Origin of the sequence: Falsiphaeobacter marinintestinus, assembly GCF_007923355.1 — a bacterium.
Classification (GTDB): domain Bacteria; phylum Pseudomonadota; class Alphaproteobacteria; order Rhodobacterales; family Rhodobacteraceae; genus Phaeobacter_A; species Phaeobacter_A marinintestinus.
The window spans coordinates 510,851-531,188 of sequence record NZ_VOGO01000003.1 but is presented as its reverse complement, the minus strand read 5'-3'; the positions used below and the strand labels follow the sequence as shown (position 1 = coordinate 531,188).

General features: G+C 54.5%; 22 protein-coding genes and 1 tRNA gene. 8 read left to right on the top strand and 15 right to left on the bottom strand.

The features are described 5' to 3' along the window. Positions 1-8: 8 nt before the first annotated feature. Positions 9-377: an AAA family ATPase gene (locus tag FOY56_RS09760; protein WP_146345640.1), complete on the bottom strand. Its 369-nt coding sequence runs from the start codon at positions 375-377 to the stop codon at positions 9-11. Between the two features lie 182 nt (positions 378-559). Here FOY56_RS09760 and FOY56_RS09755 point away from each other — a divergent pair, with 182 nt between their 5' ends. Beyond that, entirely contained in the window at positions 560-1,717 is a 1,158-nt protein-coding gene (locus FOY56_RS09755) for a DNA cytosine methyltransferase (protein ID WP_146345639.1), read from the top strand. Further along, positions 1,677-2,549, top strand: a complete 873-nt coding sequence (locus tag FOY56_RS09750) for a NotI family restriction endonuclease (protein ID WP_146345638.1) — start codon at positions 1,677-1,679, stop codon at positions 2,547-2,549. The genes FOY56_RS09755 and FOY56_RS09750 overlap by 41 nt, the downstream gene beginning before the upstream one ends. A 1-nt stretch (position 2,550) precedes the next feature. On the opposite strand, the gene FOY56_RS09745 is transcribed toward FOY56_RS09750, so the two are convergent. The 9 genes from FOY56_RS09745 to FOY56_RS09710 form a co-directional block, all read right to left on the bottom strand. Continuing rightward, positions 2,551-3,450 carry a replication-relaxation family protein gene (locus FOY56_RS09745; protein WP_146345637.1) on the bottom strand — a complete coding sequence of 300 codons (900 nt, stop codon included), beginning with the start codon at positions 3,448-3,450 and terminating at the stop codon, positions 2,551-2,553. A 19-nt stretch (positions 3,451-3,469) separates the two neighbouring features. After that, positions 3,470-5,545, bottom strand: coding sequence for a type IV secretory system conjugative DNA transfer family protein (locus FOY56_RS09740; RefSeq protein ID WP_186766295.1), 2,076 nt, complete (start codon positions 5,543-5,545; stop codon positions 3,470-3,472). Continuing rightward, positions 5,545-5,904: a hypothetical protein gene (locus FOY56_RS09735; RefSeq protein ID WP_146345636.1), complete on the bottom strand. Its 360-nt coding sequence runs from the start codon at positions 5,902-5,904 to the stop codon at positions 5,545-5,547. Before FOY56_RS09735 ends, FOY56_RS09740 begins: the two co-directional genes overlap by 1 nt. A 6-nt stretch (positions 5,905-5,910) precedes the next feature. Continuing rightward, complete coding sequence (locus FOY56_RS24070; RefSeq protein WP_281288815.1) at positions 5,911-6,039, bottom strand: hypothetical protein; 129 nt, start codon at positions 6,037-6,039, stop codon at positions 5,911-5,913. A gap of 60 nt (positions 6,040-6,099) precedes the next feature. Next, a complete protein-coding gene (locus FOY56_RS09730) occupies positions 6,100-6,810 on the bottom strand; it encodes a hypothetical protein (protein WP_222434971.1) in 711 nt (236 codons plus the stop codon). Between the two features lie 40 nt (positions 6,811-6,850). After that, positions 6,851-7,336 (bottom strand): hypothetical protein, encoded by a 486-nt coding sequence (locus tag FOY56_RS09725; protein WP_146345634.1) that lies wholly within the window; start codon positions 7,334-7,336, stop codon positions 6,851-6,853. Next, positions 7,323-7,670 (bottom strand): helix-turn-helix transcriptional regulator, encoded by a 348-nt coding sequence (locus tag FOY56_RS09720; RefSeq protein WP_146345633.1) that lies wholly within the window; start codon positions 7,668-7,670, stop codon positions 7,323-7,325. The genes FOY56_RS09725 and FOY56_RS09720 overlap by 14 nt, the downstream gene beginning before the upstream one ends. Before the next feature lie 389 nt (positions 7,671-8,059). Next, positions 8,060-8,347, bottom strand: coding sequence for a hypothetical protein (locus FOY56_RS09715; protein ID WP_146345632.1), 288 nt, complete (start codon positions 8,345-8,347; stop codon positions 8,060-8,062). 1 nt (position 8,348) lies between these two features. Then, positions 8,349-8,879 (bottom strand): DUF3768 domain-containing protein, encoded by a 531-nt coding sequence (locus FOY56_RS09710; protein WP_146345631.1) that lies wholly within the window; start codon positions 8,877-8,879, stop codon positions 8,349-8,351. Between the two features lie 188 nt (positions 8,880-9,067). On the opposite strand from FOY56_RS09710, the gene FOY56_RS09705 reads away from it, so the two are divergent. The 3 genes from FOY56_RS09705 (at position 9,068) to FOY56_RS09695 (ending at position 12,517) form a co-directional block, all read left to right on the top strand. Then, positions 9,068-10,237, top strand: a complete 1,170-nt coding sequence (locus FOY56_RS09705) for a type IV secretory system conjugative DNA transfer family protein (RefSeq protein ID WP_146345630.1) — start codon at positions 9,068-9,070, stop codon at positions 10,235-10,237. 186 nt (positions 10,238-10,423) lie between these two features. Next, a complete protein-coding gene (locus FOY56_RS09700; RefSeq protein WP_146345629.1) occupies positions 10,424-11,965 on the top strand; it encodes a recombinase family protein in 1,542 nt (513 codons plus the stop codon). A gap of 249 nt (positions 11,966-12,214) precedes the next feature. After that, entirely contained in the window at positions 12,215-12,517 is a 303-nt protein-coding gene (locus FOY56_RS09695) for a hypothetical protein (protein WP_146345628.1), read from the top strand. A gap of 803 nt (positions 12,518-13,320) precedes the next feature. Here the strand turns inward: FOY56_RS09695 and FOY56_RS09690 are convergent. From FOY56_RS09690 to FOY56_RS09670, 5 genes are all read right to left on the bottom strand, one after another. Then, positions 13,321-13,500, bottom strand: a complete 180-nt coding sequence (locus FOY56_RS09690; protein WP_146345627.1) for a hypothetical protein — start codon at positions 13,498-13,500, stop codon at positions 13,321-13,323. Positions 13,501-13,607: 107 nt separating this feature from the next. Then, positions 13,608-14,069, bottom strand: coding sequence for a hypothetical protein (locus FOY56_RS09685; RefSeq protein WP_146345626.1), 462 nt, complete (start codon positions 14,067-14,069; stop codon positions 13,608-13,610). Positions 14,070-14,095: 26 nt separating this feature from the next. After that, positions 14,096-14,776, bottom strand: a complete 681-nt coding sequence (locus FOY56_RS09680) for a hypothetical protein (RefSeq protein ID WP_146345625.1) — start codon at positions 14,774-14,776, stop codon at positions 14,096-14,098. 886 nt (positions 14,777-15,662) lie between these two features. After that, positions 15,663-15,737, bottom strand: a tRNA-Asn gene (locus FOY56_RS09675). A 78-nt stretch (positions 15,738-15,815) separates the two neighbouring features. Further along, the gene (locus tag FOY56_RS09670) at positions 15,816-16,733 is read right to left on the bottom strand and encodes an MBL fold metallo-hydrolase (protein WP_146345624.1); all 918 of its coding nucleotides are present in this window, start codon (positions 16,731-16,733) and stop codon (positions 15,816-15,818) included. A 40-nt stretch (positions 16,734-16,773) separates the two neighbouring features. Here FOY56_RS09670 and FOY56_RS09665 point away from each other — a divergent pair, with 40 nt between their 5' ends. From FOY56_RS09665 to FOY56_RS24065, 3 genes are all read left to right on the top strand, one after another. Further along, positions 16,774-18,096: an ATP-binding protein gene (locus tag FOY56_RS09665; RefSeq protein ID WP_146345623.1), complete on the top strand. Its 1,323-nt coding sequence runs from the start codon at positions 16,774-16,776 to the stop codon at positions 18,094-18,096. An 89-nt stretch (positions 18,097-18,185) separates the two neighbouring features. Beyond that, positions 18,186-18,998 (top strand): DUF2092 domain-containing protein, encoded by an 813-nt coding sequence (locus tag FOY56_RS09660; RefSeq protein ID WP_146345622.1) that lies wholly within the window; start codon positions 18,186-18,188, stop codon positions 18,996-18,998. After that, the gene (locus FOY56_RS24065; protein ID WP_146345621.1) at positions 18,995-20,299 is read left to right on the top strand and encodes a peptidoglycan-binding domain-containing protein; all 1,305 of its coding nucleotides are present in this window, start codon (positions 18,995-18,997) and stop codon (positions 20,297-20,299) included. The genes FOY56_RS09660 and FOY56_RS24065 overlap by 4 nt, the downstream gene beginning before the upstream one ends. The last annotated feature ends 39 nt before the right edge of the window (positions 20,300-20,338 follow it).

The window sequence follows — 20,338 nt, the reverse complement described above, 5'->3', positions numbered from 1 at the left end:
GATTTGTGTCATTGTCGTGCAAGCGTCGCAGGTTTTTTTGGTTGTGGCTGGTTTCTCAGTTTCTGAGCTCCTGATGTGAGTGCCTCGGCGAGAAGGGCATGGGCCTTGTCAGACATTTGCCACCACGTCTCGACTACTGTTGCCTCACTGTGCGGATGTCGCTCTTTGTATCGGGTTGCGAATCTACGTGGGTAATCTTCTGTCACGTCAAATATCGTTTGGGCCTGGCCATAAGGGCGGATAGATTGAAGGGCAGACAGTGTCGCTGTTTTCCCCGCCTCGTTCTTGCCAACGAGGCAACAAAGATCGCTGATTGAAAATTTTCCTGAGTCGAGGATCGAGCGGAAATTGCGGATGTGGGCGTGTGTAAGTTTCATGGCTGGCTACTTGTTAGGTTGATAGCATTTTTTGTGATCTCACCGCACGACAACATCGCACAACGAAAACAGCAAGAACATATTGTGAACATTATTCGCCTATGCTAAACATGTTGCAGGTCAACTAGCAACCTGTTGTATTGGGCAAACAGCATCGCACAAGATGCGGGAGAGGGTGAAAAATGCGCGATTGGACGGCCATCGATCTGTTTTGCGGTGCTGGCGGACTATCAGAGGGCTTTCGGCAGGCCGGTGTACATGTCCTTGCCGGGCAGGACATCGACGCAACCTTTGGCCGCACATTCGAAGCAACGCACTCTGAAGCTAAGTTTGTTCATGGACCGATCCAAGACGTCTCCGCATCTGACCTGCTTTCCGCGTCAGGGGCCAAGCCGGGTGAGATTGACCTCATTGCCGGTGGCCCGCCATGCCAAGGATACTCAGTATACAACCATCAGCGCGGTATCGATGATCCCCGCGCGGGCCTTTTCAAGGAATACCTGCGGATTGTGGAAGAGATTCAGCCGCGATGGCTGGTGATGGAAAACGTCACCGGGATCACATCGATTGCCGGAGGCGGCATTGTCCGCGAAATCCAGGCAGGTATGCGGAAGCTTGGCTACCGGGTGGATATGAAGCCACTAAAGGCGGAAGAGTACGGGGTACCACAGGAACGCCGCCGGGTGTTCTTCATCGCGACCAAGGAAGAAGATTGCCCAATCCTTTTCCCAACACCTACACACGGCCCGGAACTTGAACCATTCGTAACCGTTTGGGATGCCATTTCTGATTTGCCGCCGCTGGAAAACGGACAGGACCTTGGTCCGCAGGCATATGCGAAGCGGCCTCAGAATGCGTACCAAACGCTACTTCGTGGCGATCGTCAAGTCGTTGAGAACCACAGCGCACCGCGCCTCTCCAATACCAATCTGGAGAGAATGCAGCACATCCCGCCGGGTGGGTCATGGAGGGATATCCCATTTGAACTACTGCCTGCAGGGATGAAGAAAGCCAAGCGCAGCGATCACACAAAACGCTATGGGCGACCAAAGAAGTCCGATCTCGCGTGCACTATCCTTACCAAGTGCGACGTGCACTGGGGCGCATACATCCACCCAACGCAAGACCGTTCGTTTTCAGTTCGCGAAGCCACACGACTACAATCCTTCCCCGACTTCTTCACCTTTTCCGGCAGCCGCACCGAACAGTATGTGCAGGTTGGCAATGCTGTTCCTCCGTTGCTGGGGCGGGCCGTTATTCAGGCTGTCATGGCTGCTGATGGTATGAAGCGGAACGAGGTTGCTCCTGCTGACGATCATGGCCTCCTGCATGCCGTTTGACCCACCTGACGCCATTGCCGAAGTTCAGGGAAAACGCGCGAGCGCCAGAACCAACCCGTCCGAAAACGGCTTTCTCTGTCCCTATATCGATTCACGCTGCCCAAAACGTTCAACCAATCTCGGCACGGAGCCGTACCCCGTATGTTCGCTTTGGAAGAACGCAAAAGGTGAACGGGACACCGAACGCGATCTGATCTGTGTGTGTCCCAAGCGGTTTTATCAAGTTGACTGGCTTCAGGCGGTCGTGGAGCATTGCTGGCCCTTTGACGCGCCTCAAAACCCCGTTGTCGCCACCGAGGTGAAGATGAAGGGGTTCGGGAATGTTGATTTCGTTGTCGCCGATCAGAACCCGGATGGCAGCATCGGTAACTTCCTATCAGTTGAGCTCCAGGCAATTGATATTACCGGCTCTGTCTTTCCGGCGTACCAAGCGCTGCGAGATGGCGATCAGCTGCCGAAGCGCCCGACCTACGGCTTCAATTGGGACAACGTATACAAGCGGTATATCACGCAGCTGATCCGCAAAGGATACTTCCACCACCATTGGGGCACAAAGATTATCGCAGTGATCCAAGATCAGGTATATCAAACGGTGATCGAAAAGGCCGATTTCATGCGGTCTCCCGACATCAAGAACAACAACGTGAACATTGTGTTCATGACCTATGTCTTTGAAGATGACCCCGAACAGCCGGGCCAATTCCGACCCAAGTTGAAGCGCGTTGAAGGCACGAGCCACGCCAATCTTCAGGCTGCGATTTTGTACAAGGAGGCGCCGTCAAAAGATGCTTTCAAGGGCAAGGTTGTTGAGGCGCTGAAGCGGAAGGGATAGTCTATGTCGCACGGGCAAAGGCGACAGAGCCGCCGCCAGCACGGTTCCACGGACAATCAAATAGGTAACTTTGCACCGTGCTTGCGATCTCTTGTCTGCCATTTTGAGGCACGGATTGAACCAGCACTGATCTGGCAAAACTGCTGCAATCATCGGCTAACATTTCAAGAAATTGCTGCTCATTGCTTGGTCTTGTGAACACAAAGAGCACAAGCAAGTTGGCTTTCAAACCAAAGTGGGATTTGTATATTTTCTGATCAATGACCTGACGGTATTGTTCAATCGACCGTGCCCAGCTTTTCCGCTTGGCTGGAGACGTCTTTGGCTCTGTGCCACGATCCACTTCTAAAGCGAGAACCCGGAACCTGCCGCCATAATCGAGCGCAAAGAGCTGGTCCGGGATCAGTTTTGATCGCCCAACGGGAATGGTCAGCTGTGCATTCTTGATGGCCAGAATATCATGGGCCGGGATATATCGGACACCATCGCGGGCGGCGGCGATGTCGATGGAACTGGTAACGCAGGACGTCATGTATCCATGCCACCAATGCCCGGTCGGGCGGACCGTGGGTTCGGCAAGGCCAAGATCATACAAGTGGTCTTTAGCCTGTTTCGTCAGGTCATATATGTATGGATTGAACTCAGCATGGTCAGTGGCGCGTTGTTGTTTGGGCAGGGTCAGGAATCCTCCGGCGCGCAGCTTTTGCATTTGCCGCAGCGCGGTGTCTTTGCAGCGATGGGTGTCGCGTGTCAGCTCGTAGAGATACTGCGAGCTTTGTGGGCCGTGGCGCTCAATGTGCTTGAGCCAGCGGGTTTCGCGCGCGGTGGGGCGGATACCTGCTTGTGGAGCGATATGATGGAACGTGGCGCGTCCCAAACTGTCGGTCTCTGCATGTGTCATGCAGGCAAACTAGACCGTCTCAGAGCTCCGACGAAGGCTCCGTGGGATCTTCCGGGTCGTTTTCTTCCGGCGGCTCCGGGTCTTCCTCTGGCGGTGTGTCCTCATGTTCTGCCTTGCTCTGCCATGGTTCTGCGTAGGCGTCACGGCACTGTTGCCGGATAGCCTCAACCTCTTCTTTTGTGGCGCGTGGCAGGTTTTCCAGCACGAAGAACGGAAAGCTGATCGGCACGGCGCGTGCAGTCAGGCCACGCACGAAGGTGGCAAAGGTACCCTTGGGCTGGCGCTGGATGGTATCCGGATCGCAGGACATTTGCCCCGCCAGGGCACGGGCATCGCGTGCCGATACGCCACCGGCCAGTTTGATCGAGGTGTTCGCCTCAAAGGCTTCCTGCAAGCCATTTGAGAGTTGGCCCAGATATTGGTGCGCCATCACCATGCCAACCTTGTACTTGCGCGCCTGGCTGAGGATGATGCCGATGTTTTGGTCGAAGTAATCCTGGGCTTCGTCGATATAGACCATGACCGGCAGTCGGTCGTATCCGGGCAGAGTGGCGCGTTCCTGGGCGGCTTGAGTAATCAGCGCGATGAAGAACCGCCCGAAGATTTCAGTGCCCTGTTCTTTCAGCAGCGATTTGGACGTGTTGATCAGGATCAGCTTGCCCGCGTTCAACTCGGTGAACATGTCGAACTTGGAAACCGGATGCGTGAACATCCGCTCGAAAGTCTGGTTTTCCAGAACGCCATAGAGACGGCGCAGAACCTGGGTCTTGGTATTGGTGAACTCCTTGCTGTCGAACTCGGTTTCAAAGAACCGGCGCGGGGTGCCTTCGAGTTTCTCGATATGGTCGCGGTATTTGTCGGTGCCGCCGGGTTCCATCAAATCGCGCAATGTGTGGATGGTGGCGTCGGGGATGTGGAACATCAGCCGGGTGACATAGCGGAAGACCACGCTTTGTTTGGCAGTCATGCCCGCAGACAGCAGCGAGCCCAATACGAAGTCATAAAGCTCGATGATCGAATTGGTCAGGCGTTCGCGTTCCAGCGGATCATAGCTTTGCAGCCGGTCTTGGCCGACCGAGAACAGATTGAGGCTCACTGGATACTGAATGTCCTCGGGATCAATCAACACGATCCGTTCGGGCGGCAGGGTCCTGGCCTTGAGAATCGTGTTGATCAGATCACCCTGGCTGTCGATCACCACAACCGACTTGTCGCCGCGCGCCACGTCCTCAAGGTCTTTGGCAATGAAGTATTGCAGGGTCTGGGTTTTGCCGTGGCCGGACCCGGCAACGATATGGGTATGTTCAAAGCGACGGTCTTCGGGGATCGAGAATGGCGTGCGCAGGCTGAACAGGTTTTTGAGATAAGTGCCACGCAGATAGGCTTCGACGACATCATCGCCTTTGTAGTCGACGGGATAAACCGGGTTGGTGCGATGTGTAGCGGTGAGGTTGGCATCAAGCCGGTCCTTCAGCCCCTTGAAGTGCATGTAGTCATTGTCTGCAAAGAACGGCGCAATGACGTTCTCCACGGCCTGTCCAAGCGGGTGCGTGAACTGGGTGACCTCGACCAGCACATCGCCCTCAATCGGCGGCACGGAATTGGCAATCGGAGCCAGCGCCTGACTGATGATTTCCAGCGCCGACATCACCATCACGCGGTCACTGCGCGCCTGACCGGCTTTCGCCAGCATGTCGCGGTATCGCGCGCCCTCGACTGTATTGCACAAGGCTGGAAGCGGTGGCACATCCGGCATCAGCCCCTCCTGCTGAAAGATAGCCTTGCCGACATCCAGAAGTTGAATCCGAAGCGAGCCGGGCAAGTCCGGTGGCCAGTGCTGCGCAAGCGTCGTTTCGATCTCGTCGTCCGTCAATTGCACCGAACCGGCCAGCGCATGGTTGTACAGGATTTCTGTCTCTTCGCGCGCCAGTCGTTCAAGCCGTTTGGGGTTTTCGGTGTAGAGGCGATAGCCGACATACGCCGGGATCGCGACCAGCACGACAGGCGTGACGATCATCGCAATCATCAGCACGATCCCGAAGATCGCCAGCACTATGACCATGCCGCCGATATCACCGGAGGTGCTGCGTGACATCAGAACTCAACCACAGTTCGTGAACCGGTATCGGCGTTGTCATCGAGCCAGAGCTTCATCTGGCCCAGAACATCGAGCAATGCGTCTTCGTAGATTTTTGCCTTCGATGGGTTGGCGCAGAGAAAGCGGTCAAGCTGTTCATTCATCAGGTGTTCGACACGCAATTCAAACTTCTCGTCTCTTGCATCGTTCTTTGCATCGGCCGGGCGACGATCCAGCAACTTGGTTTTCAACAACCCTCTTTGCCGGATGATCTGTTTTTCTTCATGGGTGAAGGCAACCGACAGATGTACCTCGTAGTACGTCGTCTTCAGGACCAAGCCTTTTCGAACCGTGTGGTGAGAGATTGAAACGCGCATGCCGGTTTAATCACCAAAGGCCAGAGCATCCCCGAAGGCAGCGGAGAGGATGCGTTTTTCATATGGAAAAACAGATAAAGTCACGGGTTGGGCTTGGCCTTTTTTGTTCTGCAATGTTTCAAAATGTTCACGCATGTTTCCCCATACTAGATACCCATAAAGGTTGGGGGTGCCCTATGGGGGTCAATCACTCCTTCACGAGCGTCTAACGCCACTGAGTTCGGGACTCGTATCGGCGCTGGTGTGATCGATATAATCCTGAGCGCCTGCAAGGCGGGTGAAGGCCATTTCGGCAACCAGAAATTTTCCGCCCCTTACCTCAATCGATTTCCCGCCATATTCCAGAACCCCGTCCTCCAAGCCAAGGGCCACACGAGCAGAGACAGGTGTCGATGGATCTGTATTTTTCTCTGACGCATCCTCCATACGCGCCTCGGGCGGCAAATCAATTTGCACTTGTTTCGAAACGTTCACATCGCTGAATGATGGTCCGGTCTGTTCTGTGGCCTCGGCTTCCTTGGAAACGGCTGCAAACCCGTCAGCCCCTTGGATGCCAGATCGCTGCGATTGGCGCGATATCTCCAATTGCTCGCGCGCGATCTGCAGACTTTGCTGCGCGTACTCAGCGGAATCGACACCGGCCCGTCCGATCTGCACAACCACCAGACCCATAAATCCCGCAAACATGATCCCTACTCCGGGCACAAGCCCGGCCAGTCCGGCCATGGGTGATCCGCCGTAACTTCGGCTCATCTCCGAAATCGCCACAATCGCGCCAACAGCGACGAAGCCGCCAAGAATGATGATGCACCAGGAAAGGAAACCAAGAAAACTGAAATAGGAACGGGCAGCTTCATAGGATCGCATGGATAGTTCCTTCCTCGTTGGAATATGAAAAAGCTGCAACCGTTAGTTGCAGCTTGTCAAACTGTATTTGGCCGTCTTGCTAGCCCATGGCAGCGGCGAACTGGGTTGGCGGGCCATGGAGGACCTCTTCAGCCAGCGCCATCGCCTCAAAGAGGATCATCCCGCGTGGCTCAAAATCAAAGATACGTCGTTTGCCCTTTGGCAAGTATCCCATGAGATCCGGGTGTCGCTGCACCAGGTCTTCCGCCTCTTCATACTTTGACTGGAAATTGCGTGGCCGCGCCACCGATACGTCAAGCACGTAGTTGTGGCTGGCAATCTCGGCGACTGATTTGATCAGCGTCTTCGCCTTTTTGCCCTTGCGGCAGTGTTCATCGCATCTTTCCGTGACGATCACATCGGGTTTGAGCTCATTGACGAGTGTCTGCACAAACCCGGCAATCTCTGTTGTGCTTTTCACCGCGTTGACGGTAATGCCCCAGTCACGCAGCGTCGTTCCGTCGAGACAAACGTATCCGGCGCGGCCTGAGGCCACCGCGACGGCGAGGACCTTAAGCGCTGCCATGGTTCTCGCGGTCTTTGAGACGCCGCCTGAGGCGTTCTAACGACCCGTTGCGGTTAAAGGTGTGCGCTGTTGGCTTGTTGATCGGCGGCAGCGTGCCAAGCCGAACCGTGAGGTGCTGTTGCCGCTCGGCCATGATTTCTCCGAAGAAGCATTCGAAGGACCGGCCATAGACAAGCGACAGCTCGATTATCTGTTCCAACGTGGGGCGCTGTTTGCCATGCTCGAGATCAGACACCGCAGACTGGTGGGTGCTGAGAAGATGGGCAAGATCATCCTGGGTATAGCCCGCCTTGCGCCGCGCCAAACGCAGGTCTTGGGCAAATTGGGTGCTCATTATCTTATTGATTAAACTGATAGAGCATCAGTCTAAGTTGCGAACGTCAGCTGCCAAAGCGGGCAGGACATATGCGGGAATGATAAGGTGACCGGAAATCGGTTTTGCACGGCGCACATTCGGTGACGTGCGGGTATGCGTGATCCGGACCCCTTATGGGTCCGGCAACAAACGAACATCCCGTCGTTACGTGTTTGTCTCTGCCAGTTCGGCGTCAATCGGCTCAGCAACATCTATACTGATGTGAGTGAGCCCCGGAGAGATGGCTGCGCTGACCGAAGCTGCATAGGTTAAGACGTTTTTCAGACCCCATTTCTTTCATAAATTATCAATCACCGACAAAAAACGCTGCCCGACAAGCAGGCAGCGTATAGGGGTTGGGGATATTTTCAGAACAATTTGAGCTGGCGTTCATCCTGCAGGCATTTTTGCCACGCGGGGTCAGTGGCCGCGTGGTTGAGCCAGGCGGTGACGTATTCTTCGACTTCAGCCGCGTCGGCAATGCCATTGTATGGCACAAATTGTGACCGATACCCTGTCTGCGTCACCGGCAGCACGGCGTCAGAGCGCAATTCAATGTGCCAGTGCCCTGTATTGAGCCAGTCGGCCTGATACGCCACTTTGATCGGACGCCCGTCCCAGACCAGCTCAAACACCGCATAACCATCCTTGGCCATGTCAGTATTCCGACGCCAGCATAATGGTGAGGACACGATGTGTGATCCCTTCGTTGGCAGGATTCTCGCTCCCGGCGGTGAGGTCAGGGGAATAATAGTCGATTTTCCAGAAGACCTTTTCCTCCTGAATCTCGACCGCGCCGAAGTCGTGCTCGCCCCATGGATCGTTATCATCCGAGAAGTCCTCGAATGACCTGACCGCCTTGATGGCAGCCACCGCGAATTCACCGCCACGTTCCTGAATGCCGATGGTGAGCATTGTCGATCCGTTGCCGCGCCCTTCACGGCGAAAACGGTCATTGATCTCCCGGATTCGCAGTTGCGGTGGCGTCTCGGCGCGAGACCAGACGAATTTTGTCTCACCTTCGCACTGGTGACAATGTTCCTGATCGAACACGGTCTCCAATTCCCAGAGCCCGAATTCCGGGTTCCAGCAGGCCCATGCGTCTTTGGCGACGCGTTCCGAACCGCAGGTTCGGCAACGCGGAACCGAGCCGATGTCGCTTTCGATTGCTTCTTGCAGATTTCCCATGATGCATCTCCTTCAGGGTGGAGCGGGCAGGAAGGATTTCCTGGCCGCTCCGCCGAAGGCGATGCGTGAAAGAACTGATCTGTTGCCATGATGCCGTGGTTGGGTGCCGGGCGATAGCAGTCACCGGATCACACGGGGTGATATGTGCTCTGCTAGCTGGTCGGTCTTTCGACCGGGACAATAAGGGAATGCGTTCTGGCACACACACAATCCTCGGTCTTGCCCATCGCCGGTATGAAGACCCGGTTTCTTTTGGGATCACTCATTCGGATCGGCTGATGCATCTCTATGCAATCGGGCAGACTGGTACGGGAAAATCGACGCTTTTGCTCAATATGGCATGGCAAGATGCCAGGCAGGGCAACGGGTTTTGCCTGATCGACCCCCATGGTGATCTCGCCGAGAGCCTTCACGAAAAGCTGGAAACCGATCATCTGTATTGGAACATCGCCGACCCTACGTGTCGCCTCGGATACAACCCGCTCAAGCGCGTATCAAAGCAGTATCGACCGTTAGTTGCATCAGCGCTGATCGAAACGTTAAAAAAGCAATGGCCGGACGCATGGGGCGCGCGGATGGAGCATCTGTTGCGCTATGCCGTTCTTGCGCTTTTGGAGCAGCCGAGCGCTGATCTTCGCGACCTCATGAAACTCTTCGTATACAAAGGCTTCCGACGCCAAGTTACAGAAGCTCTCACCGATCCACAGGTGCGTTTTTTCTGGAAGGAAGAATTTCCCAGTCTCAATTACCAGACCAGCGCTGACGGTATTTCGCCGGTTGCGAACAAAATTGGGGCATTTTTAGCGCATCCAATCGTGCGGACCGCGCTGTGCGAGCCAGATCAACCAATTAGCTTCCGGTCGATCATGGACAGCGGCAACATCCTGATCGTCAACCTGGCAAAAGGCCGATTGGGGGCGGACATTTCGAACATCCTCGGCGGACTGATCACGTCAAGCATCATGCAGGCGGCTTTCACTCGGCACGGGCAGCTTGAGACCGCGCGCCGTCCCTTTTTCCTCTATGTCGATGAATTCCACAACCTCACTACGAAGTCGTTCGCCGGGCTACTTTCGGAGGCCCGCAAGTATGGGCTCGGCCTAATCCTGGCACATCAGCACCTCTCTCAGACCGACGTGGAAGTGCGTGACGCCATCTTGGGCAATGTTGGCACGATGATTGTCTACCGTGTCGGAGCCAATGACGCGCCATTGTTCGAGCGAATGCTGCCGCCTTTTTCTGCGCGCGATTTCCAGAACCAGCCGAACCATCGCGCCGCCGTGTGGCTGATGCACGAAGGCGAGCGGCTGAAGCCATTCTCTGCAACAATGTATCCACCGTATCATCGCGCTCCATAGTACGGCTGCTAGTCGGCATCCGTGGTTCAAGTACGATGACCACATGACTGAAGATGAACACATTTTGCGCCATTTGGAAATCTGCCAACGTGTCTATGAACGCCTCCTGGCCGACGGCAAATGGCTGTGGCCGGATTCGCAAAATTCTGAAGATCTGGTAGAGTCCGAGGACACTAACTCTGACGTATGAAACCGTGTTTTGGATACATTCGGGTATCCACCCAGAAGCAAGGCGAGGGTGTATCACTCGAAGCACAGAAAGACGCCATCACGGTCTTTGCGAGTCAGCATAATCTCTCGGTAATCAAATGGTTCGAGGAAAAAGAAACCGCCGCCAAACGGGGGCGACCGATCTTCAACCAGATGCTCCGGCAACTCAAGCAGGGCAAAGCCGCTGGTCTCATCATGCACAAGATCGACCGGTCGGCACGCAACCTGCGGGACTGGGCGCTCGTGTCTGAACTGCCCAGCCTTGGAATCGACATCTTCTTTGCCACCGAAAGCCTGGACTTCAAATCTCGTGGTGGTCGGCTGGCGGCCAACCTGCAAGCCGTCATCGCCGAAGACTACATCTTCAACCTGCGCGAAGAATGCATCAAAGGAATGACCGGGCGTTTGAAGCAGGGCCTGTTTCCGTGGGGTGCGCCGCCGGGATACCTCAACCAGGGTGGTGGCAAACCCAAGATTCCGTGCCCGAAAACCGCGCCACTCATCAAGCTATTGTTCGAGCTCTACGCCAGCCGCCAGTATTCATACAATTCTTTACTCGACGAAATGCACCGCCGGGGTCTTCGCAACACGCGCGGCGGCAAGCTAACCCTCTGCGGTCTCGGCAACATCCTCCAAAATCCTTTCTACATCGGCCTCATGTACATCAAGAGCAGCGGGCAAACCTATGAAGGTATACATGAACCCATCGTTCCGGTCGCGACCTGGAAGCGCGTGCAGGACATACGCGCTGAACGCTCTGGCCCCAAGTCAACCCGCCACAATCACCTACTTCAGGGCATCTTTCGCTGTGGTCTTTGCGACAAGGCGATGGTGCCGGAATTGCAGAAGGGACATGTGTATTACCGCTGCAAACAAATGTCCTGCTCGACAAAGACGGTTCGCGAAGATGTTCTGGAAAATGCGATCCTGGCAGAGCTGCGCCAGTTGCAGTTGACTGCGCATGCCGCCAAGAAGGTGGCCGAGGCTGAGACCCCGGACACCATCGTCACGTTAGATGAGCAGCGGGCAGCTTTGTCGCTTCAAATCGCCGACGAGGAACGAAGGCTTGACCGACTGGAAGACTTGGTTATCGACGGGACGCTCAGCCCGGATGCGTTTCAAAGAAAACGACACACCGTCCAGTTGCGTGTCGTGGAGCTGCGTGACCAGCTTGACAGGATGCCTGACTCTGCCGCTGCAGAGGCATACCAAGAGAAACTGGCCGAACTGCGAAAAAGCCTTGTTTTGCTTTATGAAAATGCGAATCGCGCTGAAAAACGCATGATCATCGAAAACGTCTGGCCGAACCGGACAGTGTCCGGAAGAAAGCCAGCGTTTGAGCCGTATTCATGGGTCACGAAGGTTGAAAGTTGCGTGACCCTCCTGTGTGGTGCACAAGAGTGGGACAGAGGCCGAAGGGGTCATGGCATCAAGTCCTACGATAATTCGCTCATCCAGCCTTTGTTTTCCTTGCTTGATTATGTGGGCAAGTCTGACGACCATCATCCAGAGCCATGAGGTGGCCGCTAGTCAGCTCGAAATTTGTGTGGTGCACAAGAGTGGGAAAGAGGCCGAACTTCCATGACTGAGGTTGATATCCCTTCACCCAACAAGCTGCTCAGACTGATGGAAGAATGCATAGATGGCGAAAGCAAGCTGCCTAGTAGTTGAAATATCTGAGAAATTTGGGATACTATCTGCGGAGTCGTCTCTTACACACCCTTTGAAACCAGGCATCGTCTGGTAAGGGTGATAGGAGATGACAGGATGAAGAAAACTTTAGTAGCTTGCTGCGTATTGGCCAGTCTTGCTGGGACAGCCGGAGCAGAGACCTTGCTGGTCGGGACCGCTGAACCGCTGACGATTTCGGTTTCGGCCCCTCCGTCCATGAGCCTCTCCGTGTCCTGGTATTCAGACTTGGCTGAAGCTCAGGAAGTTCAGGTCGCCCTGGTAGCCTGTGGCTACGAAGATGTCAGCCTGGAAACCGAACGGACTGATGATGGTATGCTCTCCTTCGTGGGCGTCACCTTCAGAATGGACGATCCATGCGTGGATGACGCACTGAACTGAAGACGGGCAGCAGTTTGCTCAAAAGGGCGTGGTTTTTCCGCGCCCTTTTCCTTTGTTCACAGGACTCATTTGCCTAAGTCTGATAGATTCAGGTCATGAACGAAAATGAACATATTCAGCGACACTTGGAGATCTGCGACCAAGTGTTCCTTCGCCTATTGGACGAAGGCAAGCTCGACCAGATCAAGATCCCAGCAGACGAAAGTTCGGCCTCCCAGGGGGTGTTTGCATATTTTACTCAGGTCACACAAACAGAATGGCTCAACTGAGCCATTCTGTTGTCTAGTGGTCATGATATCGTTTGGTGCACAAGAGCGAGACAGAGGCCGAAGGCGTCATGGCATCAAGTCCGACGATAATTCGCTCATCCAGCCTTTGTTTTCCTTGCTTGATTATGTGGGCAAGTCTGACGACCATCATCCAGAGCCATGAGGTGGCCGCTAGTCAGCTCGAAATTTGTGTGGTGCACTCGAGCGGGATAGAGGCCGAACTTGTCAGGAAATCTCCCAGGATGATACATCACAGATAAAGCCTTTGTTCTTCTTGCTTGATGAAACACGCAGAAAACAATCATCATATTGACCGATGTTGTGACCGGTAGTCAAATAGAGTTTCAATGTGATACGCAAGACAAGTACAAACACGATTCCAGTCAACTGCCCGAATTTGCGCTATGAAGCAAGTCTCCAATTGGAATTTTTATAAAAAATGTATCAGCGATCAATTCAGATACAGTATTAAACACCAAACATATAGAGATATTTAGAATTGAAAAAGGAGCCTCGAAACAGAGGCTCCTTGCATTATTCCCCGTCCATCAAGACAATTGAATACCAGATCGTCATTGGTGCGAGAAGAATTATCGCCTCCGCCCACAGTCCCACAAAGAACAGACCAACTGGCAATAGTACAAATGCCAGGACAATGGCTGCAGGCGGACACTCCGGGCATGAAAGCGCCCGGTAGAAGGTTGAATTTTTCATTATCCTCTCCTTGTGTTGAGAGGGCTGGCTTTCATCACTGCAAGCAAGCCAGCTCAACGCAAGTTCGGAAGTATTCTTCATGTTACAATATTCAGAGCACTTTGCAACTACAGGTTGTATTTACTAATTGCAATTTGAGAGTATAACTTTTTATATGTCAGTACAGAGTGACCGAGAAAGACAGCATAGCTCGCCAACACTAGCAAACTTGCTGTTATTGTTACTGGGTTAATTATGAGATCGGCAACTGGTGATGAAAGCCAGAAGAAAATCCCAAAAGTGTCAGGAAACTCCCTTAACGCAACGCAACTTACCATAGCGACGACAGTAGAGGTTGAAAAAATGTAAAAACGCCACGCCTTCCTGGGGAAGCGAAGCATTCTTTTACGTAGGTCTACGGCACTTTCATCAAAAGTAAGAACATTTCCCTCCGAATCGTACTTGATTAACGCATTTTGAACGGCAAATATGAGAGTGAAACTACCAGCACTCAAAATGCTAGCAGTGACAACCAATGCAGCAACCGCAGCGACTTGAGCCAATACGGCGAATTCCGGAAAATTTCCCACGAACAATGCCCCGCTTAGATTTCGACCTATGCGGAAACTAGCGCCCTAGAACTTTCGCTGCAAGTCACTTCCGTCACCAGATTTGAATAGTAGTCGAAAATCTTTTTGTGTGCCGGGTTTCTTAAACTTTCCGGCGAATAAAAATCTACGTTGTACGCGTACTTGGACCCACGAGGGTGTTTTCCCTCCAACCAAAGCGCAAAATAGCCATCACTACTCAACAAGGTCGGATGTCTATCGGCGACATTTTCCACCAATGCGAGTTTCTCGCTCGGGAGCGTTGCCGGATCAATGTAATCGATTTTGAAGTTCTCCGGAAATTCTGTCACAAGACTCTGAAGATTATTTTCTTTACTTGGGCGAGAATCAATTATCAAGTATCGAACAGACGCTCCAGATTTGAGCCATGATCTGATGCCTTCAACAAGCATGGGTCCGTTGTCCGAATGAGAGTAATGACCGTTGGACGCGTCATTTCCGACAATGTCGATCCGTACTTTGTTGTCGATTTTAAGTTGTGCGAAAAGTGGTAACATGTCCTGAGCTATCATGGCAATCGGAATGCGAACAGGTTCAGTGAGACTCGCCGACCGAAGGTTTCGAACTTCGTCCAGGTCACGTTCAAATTCTGCATTAACAGTTCGATTATTCCAAAGTATGAAGAACACCGAAATCAATACTCCAAGAGCTATTCCTAAGAAGACCATCGCAATAAGCGCCCTATTCTGACACGAAGCGCGCAGCCAAGAAGCTGCGCCAAGACACCTTAGCTTAGCAGATCAGGAGAGGGTATCAAATATGGCATTTTTAAACTTATAATAACAGATGTTTACGGGGTGATCTTAATGTTAAATTTGTGCAAACTGCCAAATATGTCCGACAGCACCTCTTCGAGTTATGGATTAACAAAATCTTGTAGATAGTTGATTTGTGATGAATAATGCGCATTTTTGGTCTGGTTCTTTGGAGTGTTAGAGTTGCTGCTCGTTCGAATCACAATCTCATGAGTCGGATGTCGGTTTGTGAAGCCTACTTGATGGGTGATCTCTACCACTCGGTGAGTGAGTTGATCAAATGGTGTTCACAGTGTTTTTAGTGTTCGGCCAGATTACTTCCAAGGTCGCAGTTGTTGCGACCTCGAAGTTCAGTTTGGACCGTGAAGCTTCTTGAGGAACTTCGGCGGAACTTGCCGTTTTAGGCATGATCTGGTTGGGATTCATGATACTTTTGTAATAACATGATGAGGAAGTTGAAATGCCTTTCCTCCTACATGTTTTTGATCAAGACGGCTATGCAACGGGCGAATTTTCTTGTGGTGACGGGCGTAGTAATGCGCGGGGTTAGCATGCTCCAGCAATAGCTGGTCCGAAGCGCTAAAGAACAGCCAAGTTGCCTGCTTGCTTGCGACTTGTGGTGCTCAGGCGACTCTCTCGGTGCGACTGATGAGCGGCCCGATATGTCGTAGCTGCAATCCCCGATGGATTTCAACGCGCTCCCTCCTCAATGCCCCAGTGGCATCGTGATTGAAGTGACTAAAAAGAGACTGGAAACGAAAAAGGGCTCAGCGAAATCTCGCTAAGCCCTTGAAACTTTTGGCTCCGGCGGTAGGGATCGAACCTACGACCAATTGATTAACAGTCAACTGCTCTACCGCTGAGCTACGCCGGAACGGTTTGGCGGATATAGCAACAGGTTTTGAGGGCGTCCAGAGGGATTTGGTGGAAATATCAAAAAAACATGAGTGCTTCACACGCGCCGTTCGAAGGTTGCCAAAGCAGAAAGAGATTCAATCGGGGAAACTAGATTTTTACCCATAAGATCAACGAGATGTGCGAAAACGTTGCGCTCGGCTGCGGGCAGAAGTGCAGGGGGAACCTCGGTGTAGATGCGTTCGGCCAGGCTGCGGGCTGTGGCGGGGCCATCTGCAAGGGTGTTCAGAATGGCGGTTTCGCGGCTCTGGCGGTGATTGACCAGCCAGTCCAGCCGGTCTGCAGGAGTGGCAACAGGCGCTCCGTGACCAGGGTGGAAGGTCCTCCAGGTGCGCTGGCGCAGACGATGGCAGCTGTCCATGAAATCCGTCAGGTCGCCATCCGGTGGTGACACCAGCGATGTTGCCCAGCCCATGACATGATCTGCTGTAAAGCACAGGTCATCCAGAGCCAGCGCGATATGGTTGCCCAGATGACCGGGTGTGTGGATGACTTCAAGCGCCCACCCGTCGCCGTCGATCACGGTGCCATCTGACACGGTAACATCGGGCGCAAACGCGGTGTCGATGCCTTCTCCGCCGCCTGCAAGACCTGATGCGGCAAGCTGTTCCATGACGGCGCTGCGCCCGGCCGTCGGCCCACCAAAGGCATGAACCTGGGCTCCGGTGCGGTCTGATAGCGGTGCGGCCAGAGGAGAGTGATCCAGGTGCGTATGCGTCACGACGATGTGACTGATCCGTTCGCCGGGGCCAAGCGCGGCGAGAATGGCGTCCAGATGGTCAGAATTGGCTGGTCCGGGATCAATCACGGCGATGTCGCGTGTGCCGATCAGATAGGTGTTTGTGCCCCGATAAGTCATAGGGGACGGGTTGGGGGCAAGAATGCGGCGCAGTCCGGGTTCCAGTTCTTCGGCCACACTCGGCGCGGGGTTGAAATTGTCAGGCGGCAGTTGCATCGCTCTTCCTCTCAGGCTGGCTGCCCGCTAGGCTTAGCGCATGTCGTTCAAAGGGCTCAAACACTATCTGCCGCGCAGCCTGTATGGACGGGCCGCCATGATCATGGTGATTCCGGTTCTGGTTCTGCAACTGGTGGTGTCAGTCGCTTTCATTCAAAACCATCTTGAGGACACCATTACCCAGATGACGGGGACCGTCGTGCGTGAATTGCGGTTGATCGAAGCGCAGGCCGGCGATGCGGCAAGTCATGAAGAGGTATTGGAACGCATTGCGCCCTTGCTGCCGGCGCTTCAGATGAATGTCGAGTTTATAGAGCCTGTTTCTGTTCCAGGCAGCGACCTGATCTTATGGTACGACTTTTCTGGTGGACTGGTGCGCAATCTGATCCGGGAGTCTTTTCCGGCCACGCTCGCCGTGCAGTTTCCTGCCGACAATTCTGTGCATTTGTTCTTTGGTACGGATCTGGGGCCGGCCCATGTCAGTTTCGGGCGTAGCAGAGTGACGGTTGCCGCACCGCATCAATTGATCGTAACGATGGTGTTCTTTGGCATGCTCATGACGATCATCGCGTTTCTTTATCTGCGAAATCAGCTGCGCCCGGTCACCCGGCTGGCAAATGCGGCTCAGGCGTTCGGGCGGGGGCGAAATGTGCCGTATTCGCCATCTGGCGCCATAGAAATTCGGGCTGCAGGCAGCGCCTTTCTGGATATGCGGGCCCGGATCGAACGACAGATCGAACAGCGCACGATGATGCTGTCGGGGGTGAGCCATGATCTGCGTACACCGCTGACCCGGTTAAAGCTGGGCCTTGCGATGCTGGATGAAGAAGACGCCGCGCCACTGCTGGGCGATGTTAACGAAATGCAACGTCTTCTGGACGCGTTTCTGGACTTTTCACGGGGGGCAGCATCTGCGGGCGAGCCTGAAAAAGTTGACCCGAAAGAACTGGTTCGGACCATCGTCGAAGATGCTCAGCGCGAAGGCAAACAGGTAGAATTGGTCGAAGCGTCAGGCGAGGGTCTGATAGCTTTACGGCCGTTGGCAATGCGCCGCGCGGTGGAAAACCTGCTTTCAAACGCCGTCAGATACGGCACCCGCGCCGAAGTTTCCGTGGTTTTGACCGACAAATCGCTGCGTATCCGGGTCGAAGATGACGGGCCGGGTATTCCCAGCGACCTGCGCGGCGAGGCGCTTAAACCCTTTTCCAGGCTTGATCCGTCACGCAATCAGAACCAGGGCAGCGGCGTCGGTCTGGGTCTCGCGATCGTGTCAGACATCGCACGGGCACATGGTGGGGTTCTGCGGCTTGATGACAGCGATACGATGGGCGGCTTGCGCGCGGATTTGGTCATCGGTCGCTGATCACCTTTTGGGGTTTTCGTACAAACGGTTGCCAGAGTCGTACAAAATGCGTCTTACTGGTGGCAACTGATCCACTGTGAGCGAACATAATGATGCATGACACGGCTTTCCGATCAACGCAGCGCCAGCTCATTCGAACCGGTCTGGCATTCACCCTTATCGGTGGTTTGGTGGTCCAAGCCTCGGCGCAAACGGATGAAACCGAAGCCATCGATCCCTTTGCCATGGAAATCGCCAATGCAGCGATCGACTATATTTCAGGGCAGCCACGGCTTTCAGTTGATTGGTTCGTATCGTTCGACGTTGTTGTGGATGGCCGCGAAAAAGTGACCTATTCGCGCAGCGGCAGTAACCTGCTTGCCCGCGGTGAAGGGTTTTATGCATTCTCGGAACTTGGCGAAGAAACGCGTGAATATTTTTATGATTTCAGTCGCTTCACTGTCGTGGATGTCGAAGAGAATGCCTATGCGACGACACCATTCCGAGGTGAGTTCAGAGCGTTGACGGAACGTGTTGCAGATGAATACGACCTCCGTCTGCCGATCTGGACCTTGATGAGTGCGGATCCGGGATTTGAGCTTCTCGAAAGTGTCGATGCCGCAGCCTATCTCGGGACAACGCGGATCGCCGGGCAGCAGGTTCACCACTTGGCCATGTCCGATTACGAAGGCGACTGGCAGTTTTGGATCTCTACCGATCCGGAGGCACCGGAACTGGTGATGCTGGTCGGGACCAACCCTTATGAACAAGGGTGGCCACAATATCGTGCCTATTTCTCAAACTGGGATTTCGATCCTCAGATCAATGAGGACAGCTTTGTCTTCACCCCGGATGAAACGACCGAGCGTATGGTTTGGCCAAAACCCGACCCGAAATACAAAATCGGGAGGGGTGAAGAATGACTTTGCGGATCAGAACACGGCTGACCCTTGGGTCGGTGATCGTGGCACTTGGCCTTACGACGTCGCCTTTGGGGCTGGTCCGGTTGGACCCGATGGACGGGGCCGCCTTTGCCAACCGGCTTGGCGGGCGGGCAGGCGGGTTTTCGGGGGCGCCCAAAGGGCGGCCATCCGGGGCGCGCACACGGCCATCGGGAGGCGGATCTATCAAGATGCCGTCGGCGGGCCGACCATCAACCCTTCCGGCACCATCCAGGCCGTCTGTCGGAAAACCCTCGACCGGTAAGCCCAGCTTGCCGGTGAATAGACCGCCGACCTCCAAACCGGTTCAAAAACCTTCACTACCTGTTGCCCGTCCACCTTCGACTAAGCCAGGGGGGGGCGTTGCGATCCCACCGATTGCCAACCGACCCGAAGGCGAACGGCCGCCCGGGGCGCGCCCACCGGGCAGCAAACCCGGCACGCGTCCACCCAGTATCAATCCGCCAGTCAATCGCCCACCCGGAGTAAAACCACCGGGGCAGGGGAATCGCCCGCCGGGTTCACGCCCGCCCGGAAAGCCACCACCCTCAGTTGGCCATCCGCCGGGGTATCATCCGCCGGGTCACCGACCGCCGGGCTGGCGACCGCCGCCGGGACCACCGCCGCCTTACTATCGCCCGCCCCATCACCACTATGGGAACTACTACTATAACAATTCCTGGGGCTGGTTCTTTACCGCGGCCATCGTCGGTTCGACCATCGCTTTTGCGACGTCGTTGCCTGAAGATCAGGAATGTCAGGAAGTCCGCGACGGTGGTGAAACACTGTATGAATGCAATGGAGTGCTGTATCGGTCGACGTTTTACGAGAACGAGAAAGTCTATGAGATCGTCTCGGATGCGCCCGGAGAAGTCAGCGCTGAACCACAAAGCGTCTTCGGGATGGCCCTGACCGATCCGATGACCCGCGGCGATCTTGTGCGCGACCTGCAAAACAGACTGGTCGCAACCGGATACGATGTCGGAGGCGTGGACGGCGTGTTCGGGACCGGAACCGAAACAGCGTTGATGTGGTTCCAGTACGATCTGGGTATAGAGCCCGTCGGCTATGTTGATGTCGCGACGGCAGAGGCACTGGGATATGACGTGCCTGAAGCGATGAAAGCAACCCAAACGCCCCCGTCAACCACCGCCGCTGATACTGAAGCCGCGCCGGCGGATCCGGCACCAGCCTCAGCAACGACAGAACCTGTGCCCGCCGATGTCGACCCGTCACCCGAGTCGACGGAAAACCCTGAAGAAAACCAGGAACCGGCCGACTGACGCATACCATTGCCGTGGGGGTGCAAGCAGATCAACTTG